This window comes from Actinomadura sp. 3N508, from assembly GCF_044326375.1.
Classification (GTDB): domain Bacteria; phylum Actinomycetota; class Actinomycetes; order Streptosporangiales; family Streptosporangiaceae; genus Spirillospora.
The window spans coordinates 182,204-196,682 of record NZ_JBIRAX010000008.1 but is presented as its reverse complement, the minus strand read 5'-3'; the positions used below and the strand labels follow the sequence as shown (position 1 = coordinate 196,682).

Annotated in this window: 11 protein-coding genes and 1 pseudogene; 5 read left to right on the top strand and 7 right to left on the bottom strand. The window is 71.9% G+C overall.

Translation table 11 applies throughout. The features are described from left to right. Nucleotides 1–607: 607 nt before the first annotated feature. The 4 genes from ACH34S_RS27375 to ACH34S_RS27360 form a co-directional block, all read right to left on the bottom strand. On the bottom strand, nucleotides 608–1,840 hold the full coding sequence (locus ACH34S_RS27375) for an ABC transporter substrate-binding protein (RefSeq protein WP_395955671.1): 1,233 nt from the start codon (nucleotides 1,838–1,840) through the stop codon (nucleotides 608–610). 535 nt (nucleotides 1,841–2,375) lie between these two features. Then, nucleotides 2,376–2,729 carry a hypothetical protein gene (locus ACH34S_RS27370; RefSeq protein ID WP_395955670.1) on the bottom strand — a complete coding sequence of 118 codons (354 nt, stop codon included), beginning with the start codon at nucleotides 2,727–2,729 and terminating at the stop codon, nucleotides 2,376–2,378. A gap of 158 nt (nucleotides 2,730–2,887) precedes the next feature. Beyond that, the gene (locus ACH34S_RS27365; protein WP_395955669.1) at nucleotides 2,888–4,387 is read right to left on the bottom strand and encodes a CoA-acylating methylmalonate-semialdehyde dehydrogenase; all 1,500 of its coding nucleotides are present in this window, start codon (nucleotides 4,385–4,387) and stop codon (nucleotides 2,888–2,890) included. Then, a complete protein-coding gene (locus tag ACH34S_RS27360) occupies nucleotides 4,384–5,691 on the bottom strand; it encodes an aspartate aminotransferase family protein (protein WP_395955668.1) in 1,308 nt (435 codons plus the stop codon). Before ACH34S_RS27360 ends, ACH34S_RS27365 begins: the two co-directional genes overlap by 4 nt. A gap of 146 nt (nucleotides 5,692–5,837) precedes the next feature. Here ACH34S_RS27360 and ACH34S_RS27355 point away from each other — a divergent pair, with 146 nt between their 5' ends. Together ACH34S_RS27355 and ACH34S_RS27350 are read left to right on the top strand one after the other, a co-directional pair. Further along, entirely contained in the window at nucleotides 5,838–7,454 is a 1,617-nt protein-coding gene (locus ACH34S_RS27355) for a PucR family transcriptional regulator (RefSeq protein WP_395955667.1), read from the top strand. 60 nt (nucleotides 7,455–7,514) lie between these two features. Then, a complete protein-coding gene (locus tag ACH34S_RS27350) occupies nucleotides 7,515–8,309 on the top strand; it encodes an alpha/beta fold hydrolase (RefSeq protein WP_395955666.1) in 795 nt (264 codons plus the stop codon). Here ACH34S_RS27350 and ACH34S_RS27345 read toward each other — a convergent pair. Continuing rightward, nucleotides 8,272–9,324 carry a hypothetical protein gene (locus ACH34S_RS27345; protein ID WP_395955665.1) on the bottom strand — a complete coding sequence of 351 codons (1,053 nt, stop codon included), beginning with the start codon at nucleotides 9,322–9,324 and terminating at the stop codon, nucleotides 8,272–8,274. The two genes, ACH34S_RS27350 and ACH34S_RS27345, sit on opposite strands and share 38 nt — an antisense overlap. Before the next feature lie 117 nt (nucleotides 9,325–9,441). On the opposite strand from ACH34S_RS27345, the gene ACH34S_RS27340 reads away from it, so the two are divergent. After that, on the top strand, nucleotides 9,442–10,572 hold the full coding sequence (locus ACH34S_RS27340) for a glutamate--cysteine ligase (protein WP_395955664.1): 1,131 nt from the start codon (nucleotides 9,442–9,444) through the stop codon (nucleotides 10,570–10,572). Between the two features lie 21 nt (nucleotides 10,573–10,593). Next, the gene (locus tag ACH34S_RS27335) at nucleotides 10,594–11,235 is read left to right on the top strand and encodes a class I SAM-dependent methyltransferase (RefSeq protein ID WP_395955663.1); all 642 of its coding nucleotides are present in this window, start codon (nucleotides 10,594–10,596) and stop codon (nucleotides 11,233–11,235) included. A gap of 15 nt (nucleotides 11,236–11,250) precedes the next feature. Here ACH34S_RS27335 and ACH34S_RS27330 read toward each other — a convergent pair whose 3' ends face one another. After that, nucleotides 11,251–11,751, bottom strand: a complete 501-nt coding sequence (locus ACH34S_RS27330) for a helix-turn-helix transcriptional regulator (RefSeq protein WP_395955662.1) — start codon at nucleotides 11,749–11,751, stop codon at nucleotides 11,251–11,253. 231 nt (nucleotides 11,752–11,982) lie between these two features. On the opposite strand from ACH34S_RS27330, the gene ACH34S_RS27325 reads away from it, so the two are divergent. After that, a complete protein-coding gene (locus tag ACH34S_RS27325; protein ID WP_395955661.1) occupies nucleotides 11,983–13,188 on the top strand; it encodes a hypothetical protein in 1,206 nt (401 codons plus the stop codon). 38 nt (nucleotides 13,189–13,226) lie between these two features. On the opposite strand, the pseudogene ACH34S_RS27320 reads toward ACH34S_RS27325, so the two are convergent. Beyond that, nucleotides 13,227–14,414, bottom strand: a pseudogene (locus tag ACH34S_RS27320) (RNA-guided endonuclease InsQ/TnpB family protein); the annotation flags it as partial. Nucleotides 14,415–14,479 lie beyond the last annotated feature (65 nt).

Here is a 14,479-nt window from a genome sequence, read left to right as displayed (position 1 = left end):
GCCGCACGCGCCGTCCGCGACCAGGCTGCTCCGGTTCGCATAGGCCCTGGCCAGAGGGCCCGCCGGGCGACAGGTGAGGCTTTGCCGCCCTTTTCACCTGCGCCAAGGGTGACAACACCCTTCCCGGCCTATAAAGGGGTTACGTGACGTCGACTCCCGCCAAGGGGATGGGGACATGGGCCAGACGGACGAGCCGACCGTGGACCCGGGTGGGCTGACCACAGCCCAGCGCCTGGGCGACGCGTGCGTCGTCTGCCGCAAGAAGTGGCCCCGGCCGCGCGTCCGCGTCGGCCGCCTGCCGGATTCGACCGGGGTGTTCGCGTGCGACGACTGCGCACCCGCCCCGCCGGTACCCCGCGCACGGCGGGGCTCGCGGGAGTCGCGCACGCATGCCGGACGGCCGGCCGGAGAGCGGCCGCCGGCGATGACGACGGCCCCTTCCGCATGACGGCGCCGTCGTCGAGGAGGTCTCTCCAGGGAGAAGGGTGACCCGGACGTTCGGGGGGAAGTCCGGGACCACCCCGCAGGCGCGTCCGGCTGGGGGCGGCCGGGCGCGCCGGAGAGACCTTTCCGGCCCCGCCCTAGCCCTTCGCCTAGCCCTGGGCGGCTAGAGCTTCGTGGACGTGATCCACGTCTTCGTCCACTCGGCGTAGTCGGTGCAGCCGTCCTTCTCCGACTCCGACTTCTCGGACTTCTCCGACCTGCCGCATGTCTTCGACGGGGCGTGCGCGAACGCGATGTCGTCGAGGTAGTCACGGTCGCCGACGTGGTAGGCGGCGCAGAACCCCGGCTTGAGGCGGTCGCCCGAGCAGGCCTGTGGGTTGGCCGGCGCGACCCCGGTCCACTCGGCCACCTGCTGCTGGACATCGGGCGACGCGGTCCACTGCAGCCACTGGTACATGCAGTTCGGGTGCTGCACCCGCGCGCCGATCATCCAGGCGTCCATCCAGCCGGTCACGCCCTCGGACGGGATGACGCCCTGGACGGGCCGGGACGCGCGGTTCAGGACGTCCACCTGGTAGGGCCACGCCTGGCCCAGGACGGCCCGCCCGCCGGCGAACGCGCTGACGGCCTCGGCGGGCCGCTCCCAGTACCGCTCGACGTGCGGGCGCTGCGCGGCGAGGACGCGCCCGGCGGCGGCGAGCTGCTTGGGCGTCAGCGAGTACGGGTCGCGGATCTTGAGCTTGCGCTGCTTGTCCTTGAGGTAGAGGGCGGCCTCGGCGATGGCCAGCGGGCTGTCGCGCATGACGAGCTTCCCGGAGTTCCGGCGGGCCTGGGCGGGGTCGAACAGCGCGGCCCAGCTCCCCGGCTGCGGGACGGCCCGGGTGTCGTACATGAGGAGGTTGACGCCCCACACGTACGGGATGCCGTAGTACCTGCCGTCCCGCTTGAGCTGCCCGCGCAGCTTCGGCTCCAGCTTCTTGTAGCCGTCCACGAGGTCGGTGTTGACGGGCGCGACCTGGTTCTCGGCGATGAGCCGCCCGGCGACCTCGGGCGGCGCGGCGACGCCGTCGTAGCGGCGGCCCGGGTCGCGCATGAGGCCGGCCATGTCCTCCGGCGACTTGGCGACCTTCAGGCCGACCTTGCAGCCGGTCCGCTCCTGGAACGGGGTGACCCAGTCGACGCGCGGGTCGGTGCTGCCGCTCTCGGTGGCGCCGGGCAGCGTGAGCAGGTTCAGCATGCCCTCGCCGGGCCCGAGGGTGCTCGCCACCTGGGCGACGCCGACCGGCTCCGCGTCGTCGTCACCGCCGGCGGACGCGCCGAGGCCGGCGGCGGTCAGCGCGAGCGCCGCCGCGACGGCCGCGCCCACCTTCACCCGCCTCGTGGCCTTCACCCGCATGTGTCGCTCCCCGATCCCTGCCCGGGACCCCCGCCTCCCGGCCGCGCGCGCGGGGACCCTCCCGTCGGCGCAGCGTAGCGTCTCCGGAACGGCGGGGATGCCCGGACCCGTCCGGAAGGGCGCTTCGTGCTCCGTTCCGGGTTCGCCGGAACCGCCATTCTCGTCCGCTCCGGCGACCGCGCACGAGTTCATCGCCGGTGTGAGGCGCCTCCCCCTCCGAATTGCGGTGGAACGGTCGATGACCGCCGAAGACCGCAGTCCGCGCCTTTCTCGTCACGTCGCCGAGCGGTAAGCAGATGCTGTCCCATTGGGTCGCCTTCGGCGCGCGATTCCGCCACCGATTACGGCCGGAAAGTTTCAGACCGATAAGTTTCGGACCGGTTGTTTATGGATAAACGCCGCGACCCCGGGGGACGGCGGGTGCTGGCGTCCGCGCCATACACGGAGGTTGCTGGAGAGGGATATGGCGCGGACTGCCGCCCTTCCCGGGGCCGCGGCGGCACCGGCGGACGTGGCGAGGTTGGGGAACAGCGGATCACCTTGCAGTGCTGCCTGGCCACGCGATCGCCGGCACCCGGCCGGACGGCGACGGTGTGACGCCTTCGAGACGGAGGAGATTCGAAGGACGTCGCACGTCGGGCCGGGGGTCGCGGCGGAACGGCCGGGACCGGCCGTGCCGGGTCGCAGGTCGTTTCGGTGCGGTGCGCTCGACCACCTCGATCCGTGCGATCAGCCGTTGCGGGGTATCGGCCTCCAGGAAGTCGCCGACGTCGCGGTCCTTCGGCGCCAGCGCCCACCAGTGGCCGGTGAAGGGGCCGAACCAAATGGTCCAGCCCGGAAATCGCCTGCCGAGCGCGTCCACCTCTGCTGCGTGGTCGACTGCGGCCATAGCGCGACTCTCCTGCACACTGACTTTTTAATTCGTCTCCATTAATTGAGACAGTCAGATTGTGTCCCCCGACACAGAGGCCGTCAATGGATGTTGGCATCATTCGTCCGCTGCGGCGGGACGTAAAGAACCGACGAGAACTGATCGCTTGAGCGGGTTTAACCGCTGGTCGGGAAGCCCAAGTTCACCCCTCCGTGACTGGGGTCCAGCCAGCGTGAGGTGACCGCCTTCGTGCGGGTATAGAAGTGGACGCCCTCCATCCCGTGCGCGTGACTGTCACCGAACAGTGAGTCCTTCCAGCCGCCGAAGGAGTAGTAAGCCATCGGCACCGGGATCGGCACGTTGACGCCGACCATGCCGACCTCCACCTCGTTCTGGAACCGGCGCGCCGCGCCGCCGTCGTTGGTGAAGATCGCGGTGCCGTTGCCGTACGGGTTGGCCGAGATCAGCTCCGTGGCCTCCTCGTACGAGCCGGACCGCACCACCGACAGCACCGGGCCGAAGATCTCGTCCTGGTAGGCGTCCATCTCCGGCGTGACGTGGTCGAGGACGGTCGGGCCGAGCCAGAACCCGTCCCCGGCGCCGCCGAGCACCTCCGGGGCGCGCCCGTCCACGGCGAGCGTGGCGCCCTGCGCGACGCCGCTGTCCAGGTACGAGGCGACCTTGTCGCGGTGCGCCCGGGTCACCAGCGGGCCCATCTCGGACTCGGGATTGTCGCCGGGACCGACCTTGAGCCTGCCGACCCGCTCCTTGATCTTGGCCATCAGCTCGTCCCCGACCGGGTCGACGGCGACGACCACGGAGATCGCCATGCACCGCTCCCCCGCGGAGCCGAACCCGGCGGACACGGCCGCGTCGGCGGCGAGGTCCAGGTCGGCGTCCGGCAGCACGAGCATGTGGTTCTTCGCGCCGCCGAGCGCCTGCACCCGCTTGCCGTTCGCGGCCGCGGTCGAGTAGATGTAGCGGGCGATCGGGGTGGAGCCGACGAAGCTGACCGCCTTGACGTCCGGGTGGTGCAGCAGCCCGTCCACCGCGGCCTTGTCGCCGTGAAGGACGTTGAACACCCCGTCCGGCAGCCCCGCCTCGGCCCACAGCTCGGCGAGCCGGACCGACGCCGACGGGTCCTTCTCCGACGGCTTCAGCACGAACGTGTTCCCGCAGGCGATCGCGACGGGGAACATCCACATCGGCACCATCGCCGGGAAATTGAACGGCGTGATCCCGGCGGCCACGCCGACCGGCTGCAGGATCGAGTACGCGTCCACGCGGGTGGACACGTTCTCCGAGAACCCGCCCTTGAGCAGGTGCGGGATGCCGCAGGCGAACTCCACGACCTCCAGGCCGCGGGCCACCTCGCCGGCCGCGTCCGAGACGACCTTGCCGTGCTCGGACGAGATCAGCCGCGCCAGCTCGCCGCGGTGCTCGTTCACCAGCTCGCGGAACCTGAACAGGATGCTCGCGCGCTTGGACAGCGAGGCGTCCCGCCAGGCGGGGAACGCGGCCTTCGCGGCGGCCACGGCCGCGTCGATCTCGGACTGGGCGGCGAAGTCGACCGCCCCGGCGAGGCGTCCGGACGCGGGCTCGTAGATGTCGCCGCGCCGCTCCGCCTCCCCGGCGAACGGCTTCCCGCCGATCCAGTGCGTGACGTGCTTGCTCACTTGCTCGCTCCTTCGTTCACGGACTCAAGAGCGGCGGTCAGGATGCCAAGGCCCTCGGCGGCCTCGGCGTCGGTCAGGGTCATCGGCGGGGCCATGCGCACGACGTTGCCGTACAGGCCGCCCTTGCCGATCAGCAGCCCCCGCTCGCGGGCCGCCTCCATCACTGCCGCGGCCAGCGGCGGGCTCGGCTCGCCGGTGCCGGGGTCGGCCAGCTCGACCGCGAACATCAGGCCCTTGCCGCGGACGTCCTTGACGATCGGCAGCCGGCCGGCGGCCGACACGAGCCCGCCGATGATCGTCGCGCCCTGCCTGGCGGCGTTGGCCTGGAGGTCGTGGTCCAGGACGTAGTCGAGGGTCGCGTTCGCGGCGGCCATCGAGATCGGGTTGCCGCCGAACGTGGAGATCCCGACGGCGTGCAGGCCGTCCATCAGGTCGCCGCGCGCGACGACGCCGCCGACCGCGAACCCGTTCCCTAGACCCTTGGCGAAGGTCATCATGTCCGGGACGACGCCGTGGTTGCCGATGCCCCAGAAGCTCTGGCCGGTCCGTCCCCAGCCGGTCTGGACCTCGTCGGAGATGAGCAGGATGCCGTGCTCGTCCAGGACGCTCTTGTACGCGGCGAACAGGCCGTCCGGCGGCATCGTGAACCCGCCGACGCCCTGGATCGGCTCGGCGATCAGCGCGGCGACGTTCCCGCTGGTCGCGGTGGCGAGGACGTGCCGCAGATCCTGCACGCAGGCGTCGGCGTACTGCTCGTCGGACATGCCCTTGAACTGCGGGAGCTGCCGGTCGGCGCCGTGCAGGAAGTGGACGTCCAGCGGCGAGAACGACACGTTCGTCCAGGCCCGGTTGCCGGTGACGCCCGTCGCGGCGAACGACCGGCCGTGGTAGCTCTGCCGCATCGCGAGGACCTGCGGGCTGCGCCGCGCGTACGCGGCCAGCAGCAGCGCCGTCTCGTTCGCCTCCGTGCCGGAGTTGGTGAAGAACACCTTCGCGTCCGGGATGCCCGACAGGCGGGCGATCTTCTCGGCCAGCTCGACCTGCCCCCGCAGGAGATACGAGGTGGAGGTGTGGACGACGCCCGTCGCGAGCTGCCGCTCCACCGCGTCCCTCACCTCGGGCACGTCGTACCCGAGCATGTTCGTGAGGATCCCCGTGAAGAAGTCGAGGTAGCCCTTCCCCTCGGCGTCGGTCACGCGGTTGCCCTTGCCGCCGACGATCTCGATGGGGTCCTGGTAGTTGAGCGCGACCCAGGACGGCATGACCGCCCGGTGGCGCTTGAGCAGATTCGCGTGTTCCGACATGCTTCCAGTCTCGTTCGCCCAGCACAGCGGGGAAACCCGCAGAGTGTCAGGACCCTCCACGTCCGGTTAACGCTCTGCTGGTGCGAGACGGGCTGTAACGGTGCGATCACCGTTATTGACATTCTGTCCGGATAGGATCACGGGTGATGCTGCCCACACTCGACGACGTCCTCCAGCTCGACGCGGTCCGCCGCGGTCAGCCGCACGTCGTCGCGGGCGCGGACCGGACCGGCAACCGGGTCCGCTGGGTGCACGTCGCCGAGGTCACCGACATCGCGCACCTGCTGCACGGCGGCGAGCTCGTCCTCACCACCGGGATCGCGCTGCCGGACGAGCCCGAACGCCTCCGCGCCTACATCAGCGACCTCGCCGAGGTCGGCGTCAGCGGGCTCATGATCGAGCTGGGCCGCCGGTACCTCTCCGTCCTGCCGCCCGCGCTGATCGGCGCCGCCGAAGACCACGGCCTGCCGGTGATCGTGCTGGCCCATGAGCCCGCGTTCGTGGACATCACCGAGTCGGTGCACGCCCGCATCGTCCAGGACCAGTTCGCCGAGCTGCGCGCGTCCGAGCAGCTCCACGAGATCTTCACGCAGCTGTCGGTCGAGGGCGCGTCGACCGACGAGGTCGTCCGGCAGGTCGCGTCGCTGGGCGGGCACGCGGTCGTGCTGGAGAACCTCGCCCACCAGGTCCTCGCGGCGGACGCGAACGGGGCCGACCCGTCCGAGCTGCTGTCGGCGTGGGAGACGCGCTCGCGCGCCGTCCGGCCGGGCCGCCGCACCGGCTACGACGCGACGTCCGGCTGGCTGGTCACCATGGTCGGCGCCCGCGGCGAGGACTGGGGCCGCCTGATCATCGACCTCGGCGCGCCGCCGTCGGCCCGCGACACCGTGCTGATCGAGCGGGCCGCCACCACCCTCGCCCTCGGCCGCCTCCTGGACCGGCACGCCGAGAGCGTCGAGCGGCAGGCGCACGGGACGATCATCGCCCGCATCCTCGCGCACGCCTACTCCGACCCGCAGGAGGCCGCCGCGCGGGCGCGGGCGCTCGGCGTCCCGCTGTCGGGCCGCCGGCTGCTCGGCGTGGTGCTCCGCCACCGCGGCCCCAAGTCGTCCGCGCCGCCGATCGGGGAGCTGACCGCGCTCGCCGAGACGGCCGCCGCCGCCTGCAAGGACGCCCGGCTCGCCGCGCTCGTCGGCGTCCTGGACGAGGGCGGCCCGCACGCCCGCGTCGGCGTCCTCGCCTCGCTGCCCGCCCGCGCCGACGTGGAGACGGCGCTCACCGACGTCGCGACCCGCATCCGCAAGCAGTCCGGCGACACCGTGATGGCGGCCGGGTCGGTCGTGGAGACGATCCGCGACGTCCGCCGCTCGTTCCTGGAGGCCGAGCAGGTCGCCGACGTCGCCGCCCGCGCGGCCGGGGCGCGCCTCTTCTACCGCCTCCCCGACCTGCGGCTCCGCGGCCTCCTGCATCTCCTCCGCGACGACGCCCGCGTGCAGACCTTCGTCGAGCGCGAGCTGGGCCCGCTCCTGGAGTACGACGCCCAGCGCGGCAGCGACCTCACCCGGATGCTGGAGCTGTATCTCGAATCGGGCCGCAACAAGGCCGTCGCCGCCCAGCAGGCCCACCTCTCCCGTCCCGCCTTCTACGAGCGCCTTCGGCGGATCGAACGCGTCCTGGACGCCGACCTGGACGACGTGGAGTCCTGCGTCTCCTTCCACGTCGCCCTTCTGGCGCTGAGCTCCGTCCGCTGGGAACGTTCCTGACACCTCGCCGTCCGGCGAAGACGGCCCGCCGCGGCGGCCCGCGCGTCTACGCTGCGGTGCATGACGGACGCGGCGCTGCATGTGCATCGGTATGGGGATACAGCGGGCGATCCGGTCGTTCTGCTGCACGGGGTCACGGGCCATGGGGGACGCTGGCGCCGGACGGCCGAGCGGTACCTGGCGGACCGGCCCGTCCTGGCGCCCGACCTGCGCGGCCACGGGAACTCGCCGCACGAGCCGCCGTGGACGGTCGAGCAGCACGTCGCCGACCTGCTGGCCATGTTCGACCTGGAGGGCGTCGAACGGGCCGACCTCGTCGGGCACTCCTACGGCGGGATGATCGCGCTGCATCTGGCCCGGGCCGCGCCGCGGCGGGTGCGGCGGCTCGTCCTGCTCGACCCGGCGATCGGGCTAGACCCCGCCAAGGCGGCCCAGGAAGCGCGCGGTTACATGACGCCGGCATCATGGGGCGACATCACGGAGGCGCGCGCGGCACTCACAGCACGCTGGTCAGCGGCACCGGACCAAGCCGTGGACGACGAGATCGCCGCACACCTCCAGCACTGCCCGGACGGGCGGCTGCGCTGGCGCTACGAACCGGCCGCGATCGTCGTCGCGTACTCGGAGATGGCGCGTCCGCACGTCCCGCCGCCGGTCGGCGTCCCCACCCACCTGGTGATCGCGACGCAGGCGGACCTGGTGCGGCCCGAGTTCGTGGTCGACTGCCGCACGGCGCTCGGCCCGGGCCTCGCGATCAGCGAGATCGAGGCCGGGCACATGCTCTATGTCGACCGCCTGCACGAGACGGGCGCGCTGCTCAGCGGGTGGCTCGGCGGAGGCGCCGGCGGCCGGTGAGCGGCGGCAGGGTCAGCGGGGTGTGCAGCCCCGGCCGGGCCTCGGCCACCGCGGGGAGGGCGTTGACCAGGCGCAGCGCGGTCGCGAGCGTCCCGGGGACGGACGGGTCGGCGGCGCCGGGGCCGGCGACGTCCAGCCGCCACGGCGGCTCCCCGGCGATCTCGACGCGGTACCCGCCGGGCTCGCCGAACGGCGGCGCGGGCCAGTGCGGCGCGAGGTCCTCGCGCAGCCGGGCGACGTGCTCGACAGTGATCACGGGACGCCCACGGTGCAGGCCCGACACCTGGAACCGCAGGCCCGCCGTCGTCCCCTTGCCGATCCGCCCTGCGGGGGTGTCGAACGACTCGGGCGCCGGGCACAGCTCGTAGGTCTCCTCGAAGTCGTCCAGCGGTATGGCCAGCTGATCGGCGATGAGCCGGATCATCGACCCCCACATCAGCGTCGGCACGCCCCGCCGCACGACCGGCGGCCGGTGCCCGATCGGCCCGCCGAACCCGAACTCGCGAACCTCGTCCCCGCGGCCATGGCACATGACCTCAGTGATCTTGATGCCGTCGAGGTGAAGGCTCGCACCGCTGAGCAGCAGCGGCAGCATGTCGGTCATGGGCCCGGGGCCGGCACTGAGACACGCGGAGCCACCGGTGGCGCACGCCGCGCGCAGCCGCCGCACGACCGCCTGATCGGCGGACGCCGGATGGATCATCGAGGTCAGGGCGTCCGTGACGACCCCGGCACCGGACTTCAGGATGCGGCACAGATCGTCCACGACCCGGTCAGAGCCGGCGGCCGTGTGGCTGACCGCATGCGGGCGGAGGGCGAGCAGCGGGCCGGGGTCCGCGGTGGCGAGCACGCCGGTCGGGCGGCCGGTCCCGGCCAGCTCGGCGGCGTCCAGCCCTTCCTCGCGATGGTCGCCGACCACCACCCCGGCGAGCTCGAGATCCGGATGCTCGATGATCGCCCGCAGTGCCTGCCTGCCGCGATGTCCGGCGGACCAATGGCCGACAAGGTACGACATACCACCTCATTTCTGACCAAGCGTTCGGTCAAGCGCGCGCATTGTAAGCAGGGCGTTCCTGCCAGGACGAGCCCCGCGCGGGACGTACATCGGTGCACGGACGGGCACAACCATCTGGTGACACTTCGCACAGGTCCGCGCACGTTCGGGGTGGAGGAGGAGCTGCTCCTCGTCGATCCGGCGACCGGCGTGCCGCAGGCGGTCTCCGGATCCGTCATCCGGTACGCCCAGCGGCACGACGAGCTGTTCCTCACCGGCGGGCGGCGCTCCAAGGCGCTGATGACCGAACTGCAGCGCGAGCAACTGGAGACGGCCACCCCTGTCTGCACGTCCCTCGCCGAGCTCTCCGAACACGTCAGGTCGGCGCGGCTGGCGGCGGCGCAGTCGGCCGCCGGGGCCGGCGTCTCGGTCGCGGCGCTCGCGACGTCGCCGGTCGCCGTCCGCCCGTCGCTGACGCCCTCGCACCGCTACCAGCGCATGCTGGTCGCCTACGGGCCCGCCATGGACGACCAGCTGACCTGCGGCTGCCACGTCCACGTCGGCATCGAGTCCCCGGACGAGGGCGTCGCCGTCCTCGACCGGATCCGGCCGTGGCTGCCGCCGCTGCTGGCGCTCAGCGCGAACTCGCCGTTCTGGCAGGGCGCCGACACCGGCTACGACAGCTGGCGGCACCAGGTGTGGGGACGGTGGCCCTCCAGCGGCCCGACGGAACTGTTCGGCTCGGCCAAGGCGTACCGGACGACGGTCGAGGCCCTGCTCGCCACCGGCGCACTCCTCGACGAAGGCATGATCTACTTCGACGCCCGCCTGTCGCGGCACTACCCCACGGTGGAGATCCGCGTCCCCGACGTGTGCCTGAACCCCGACGACGCCGTGCTGCTGGCCGCCCTCGTCCGCGCCCTGGTGGACACGGCGGCCGGCGCCTGGCGCGACGGCGACCCGCCCGACCCGGTCCGGGCCGACCTGATGCGGCTGGCGATGTGGCGCGCCGGACGCTCCGGGCTGCGCGACGAGCTCGTCCACCCGTCCACCCGCTGCGCCGCCCCCGCCCACCAGGTCATCGGCGCGCTCCTCGACCACCTGACCCCGGCCCTGGACCGCTCAGGCGACCTCGACAAGGTCAAGGGGATGCTGGACGCCGTCCTGGAGCGAGGCAACGGCGCCCAGTTCCAGCGCGCCATCTACTCCCGCACCCATGACGTGAAGGCAGTGGTGGCCGCCGCCGTAGACCACACCGTCACCGTCTGAATCCGGTGCCAGAATCCCCCTATGCCCCTGCCCGATGCCGCCTTGGAACGCTCACCGGTCGTCGCCAACAACCTCATGAACCGCGAACGCACCCTCGCCGCCTACACCCGCGAACTGGGCATCGACATCGTCGCCGAGGTGGGTCACGGCCGTTGGCTAGACCTGTGCTGCGGCACCGCCCGAGCCCTGACCGAGGCCACAACCCGGCTCCCCGCCGGGACAAGGATCGTGGGCGTGGACCTGGTGGACCATTTCGTCCAAGCCCCACCTCCGGCCTCGTTGCAGCTGATCACCGCCTCGGTAACGACGTGGGAGCCGGACACCCCGTCCAACCTGATCACCTGCGTGCACGGCCTGCACTACATCGGCGACAAACTCGGCCTCCTCTCCCGCGCCGCCTCCTGGCTGACCGAGGACGGCCTGCTCATCGCCAACTTCGACACCCGGAGCATCCGCCTCCCCAACGACACCCCAGCAGGCCGCCGCCTAACGACCGCCCTCCGCGAAACGGGCTTCACCTACGACTCCCGGCGCCACCGCATCTCCCTACGCGGCCGCCGAGAAATAGAGCTCCCCTACCACTACCTAGGCGCCGACGACGGAGCCGGCCCGAACTACACGGGCCAGCCCGCCGTCAACAGCATCTACAGCCACAACTCTTGAGCCCGGCCCCCTGGGTTACACGGCCTTTCGCTTCTGGAAGGGGAGGTAGTGGTCGGCGCGGCGGTGGCGGGCGATGAGGCCGGTGGACTCGACGGCGAGGATGCGGTCGAAGCGGAAGGCGCGGACGCCGCGGCGCATGCGGCACCAGCCGACGAGGTACCAGTGGTCGCGGTGGACGAGGCAGGTGACGGGCTCGACCTCGCGGATCGTGACGTTGGCGCCGGCGTCGCCGTAGCAGAGCCGGACGACGCGGTGCTCGGTGATGGCGGCGGCGACCACGCGGGCGCGGTCGGAGGTGGAGGCGTCGAGGGGCTTGGTGAGGGTGGCGAGCGTGGTGGTGACCACGTCGTCGTGGGGCGCGGCGTCGAGGAGGGTGTGCAGGGCGCGGCGCGCGGTCGTGGCCTGCGGGCCGGTGCCGAGGTGCGCGAGCGAGAGCGCGAGGGCGGCGATCTCGGCCGCGGTGAGCGGGGCGGTCGCGGTGGGGACGGTCTGAGGGTGCGTCGCAACGTTCGCCATGATTCGATCATACGTTCGAACACTGACATTTTGGAGTGCGGAGGACGCTCGGTTCGCGTCACGTGACACAGCTTCGGCGCCGCGGTCGACGATGATCGGGATCGCGGTTGAGAAGGCGACCTCCGATGGTGAAAACTTGGGCACCAAAACGTGCTCTATGTGGGGGAATCGGGGCGAACATGGGCCGACCGTGGACCGGCGTTGAGTGACGCGCGGGTGGGCCGGCCCCCGATGAGCCGCGATGAGGCGGACCGGGCGCTGGCACGGCTCCGCGACGAACGGGAGCGCATCAGCGCGGCCCTGCTCGAATTGGAGGCCCACCAGGGCTACCAGCTGCTGGAAGGGGCGGCGCTCGACGGGGAGACGCAGCGCCTGCGGTCCGAGGTGCGGGCGGGGCTGGCCTCGCTGTGGGCCCTGTTCGACGTGTACGGGCGCGTGCTCGGCGCCGCCGAAGAACTGCGGGCCCGCCACGGCAAGCCGGGTCAGACGCAGCTCAAAGAGCTGACCTGGCTGCTCGCGGGCCCGTCGGTGGAACTGCCCGCCGAGGAGGTGCCGCTGGAGCGGCGGACGCTGCTGTCCGTCCCGTCCGGCGAGAAGCTGACGCTGCGGGCCGCGGTCGAGCGGATGACGCCGCTGTACGAGGAGGCCGCGCGGGCCGTCGCGGCGCTGGACGCCGTCTGGTCCGCGCTGCTGTCACGGCTGGCGGAGGTGGAGGCGGAGCGGCGGGGAGCGGAGGAGCTGCTGGAGTCCCTGGGCGGGACGGAGCCGGAACTCGACCGGCTCCGCGCCGATCTCGCCGCCGTCGCCGCCGTGGTGCGCAGCGACCCGATGGCGCTGGCGCGCGACGGCCGCGCCGACACCGGGCGGCTGGACGCGCTCCGAACGGGGCTCGCCGAAGTACGCCGCGGGCTGGAGGAGGCGGAGCGGCTGCGCGACGGGTTCGCCGACCGGGTCCGCGCCGTCGCCGCCGTCCTGGACCAGCTGCACGCGACGGAGGCGGAGGCCCGCCAGGTCCGCGACGAGGTCCTCGCCAAGATCGTCAACCCGACGCTGCCGGAGCTGCCCGAGCTGTCCGCAGCGCTGGCCGACCGGCTCGCCGCGGTCGCCCGGCCCGCGCAGGGCGTGGGCTGGAGCGATCTGGCGCAGCGGGTCGCCGGCCTGGAGCGGGCGGCCAACGACGCGCTGGCCCGGACGCGGGAGGCCGCCGGCGTGATCCGCGGCCTGCTGGACCGGCGCGAGGAACTCCGCGGACGTCTGGAGGGGTACCGCGTGAAGGCTGCGAGACTCGGCCACGCCGAGGACACCGAGCTGATCCAGATCTACGAGCAGGCCCGCGAACTGCTGTGGACCTCCCCCTGCGATCTGCGAAAGGCGACCGTGACTCTGTCGGGATACCAACAGGCCATCAACGCGCGGACGAAAGGAGTGGAGCGTTGACTTCTTCCCCACGGCTGAAGCCGGGGGGTTCCGGCCCTCGCGGGTCGGGTTTCCTGCTTCGCCGCCAGTCGCCCGCCGGGCTTGCGCCCTTGGGGTCTTACACCGGCTCCACAGGCGTTTCATCTCTCGGCCAGCCCGGCCGCGAGGATGTTGCGGGCCGCGTTCACATCACGGTCGTGCACCGCGCCGCAGGCGCACTGCCAGGACCGGACGTTCAGCGGCATCGCGTCGTGCCGGGTTCCGCACCCGCTACACAGCTTCGAGCTGGGGAACCACCGGTCGATCACGATGAGTTCGCGGCCGTACCAGGCGGTCTTGTACTCCAGCATGTCGCGCATCTGGCGCCAGGCGGCATCAGAGATCGCGCGGGCCAGCGCATGGTTGCCGAGCATGTTGGTGACGGTGAGGTCCTCGATCACGACCGTTTGGTTCTCACGGACGAGCCGAGTGGTGAGCTTGTGCAGAAAATCCCGCCTGCGGTCGGCGATCCGGGCATAGATCCGCGCAACGCGTTGCCGGGCCTTGTCTCGGTTCTTCGACCCCGGCTCCTTGCGGGACAGCGCCTGCTGGGCTTTGGCCAGCCTGCGCCGGTCGCGCCGCTCGTGGCGGGGGTTGGTGACCTTCTCCCCGGTGGACAGGGCCACCAAGGACGTGATCCCCGCGTCCACGCCCACCACCTGCCCGGCGGGCGGCAGCGGGCTGGTCGTCTCCTGCACCAGGATGGACACGAACCAGCGTCCGGCGGCATCCAGGCTTACCGTGACGGTGGACGGGTCGGCGCCTGCCGGCAACGGACGCGACCACACGATGCGCAGCGGCCCGTCCATCTTCGCCAGTGTCAGTGTCCCGTCCCGCCAGCGGAACGCCGACCGGGTGTACTCCGCCGACGCCCGGGACTTCTTGCGGGACTCGAACGTCGGGTAGTTGGCGCGCTTGGCGAAGAAGTTGGCGAACCCTGCTTGCAGGTGCCGCAGGGCCTGCTGCAACGGGACCGAGGACACCTCGCCCAGAAACGCCAGCTCCGGGGTCTTCTTCCACGCGGTCAGCATCGCGGAGGTCTGCGCGTAGGTGATCGTGCGGCCCTCGGCGGTGTAGGCGCGAGAGCGTTCGGCCAGCGCCTTGTTGTAGACCAGGCGCACGCACCCGAACGTCCGGGCGAACTCGGCGGCCTGATCGGGGGTCGGATAGAAGCGGTACTTGTACCCCCGCTTCACCGACTGCGTCATGTCATACATCATACCCGTAGAGTGACCGCGAGTCGCACACATGTTCGGATTTCTGCGGCGCCGTG

Bases quoted from the DNA above. Each gene is read 5' to 3' on its own strand.
- ACH34S_RS27330 (WP_395955662.1), bottom strand. From the start codon at position 11,751: ATGGCGAACGTTGCGACGCACCCTCAGACCGTCCCCACCGCGACCGCC.
- ACH34S_RS27375 (WP_395955671.1), bottom strand. From the start codon at position 1,840: ATGCGGGTGAAGGCCACGAGGCGGGTGAAGGTGGGCGCGGCCGTCGCG.
- ACH34S_RS27355 (WP_395955667.1), top strand. From the start codon at position 5,838: ATGCTGCCCACACTCGACGACGTCCTCCAGCTCGACGCGGTCCGCCGC.
- ACH34S_RS27335 (WP_395955663.1), top strand. From the start codon at position 10,594: ATGCCCCTGCCCGATGCCGCCTTGGAACGCTCACCGGTCGTCGCCAAC.
- ACH34S_RS27345 (WP_395955665.1), bottom strand. From the start codon at position 9,324: ATGTCGTACCTTGTCGGCCATTGGTCCGCCGGACATCGCGGCAGGCAG.
- ACH34S_RS27325 (WP_395955661.1), top strand. From the start codon at position 11,983: ATGAGCCGCGATGAGGCGGACCGGGCGCTGGCACGGCTCCGCGACGAA.
- ACH34S_RS27350 (WP_395955666.1), top strand. From the start codon at position 7,515: ATGACGGACGCGGCGCTGCATGTGCATCGGTATGGGGATACAGCGGGC.
- ACH34S_RS27370 (WP_395955670.1), bottom strand. From the start codon at position 2,729: ATGGCCGCAGTCGACCACGCAGCAGAGGTGGACGCGCTCGGCAGGCGA.
- ACH34S_RS27360 (WP_395955668.1), bottom strand. From the start codon at position 5,691: ATGTCGGAACACGCGAATCTGCTCAAGCGCCACCGGGCGGTCATGCCG.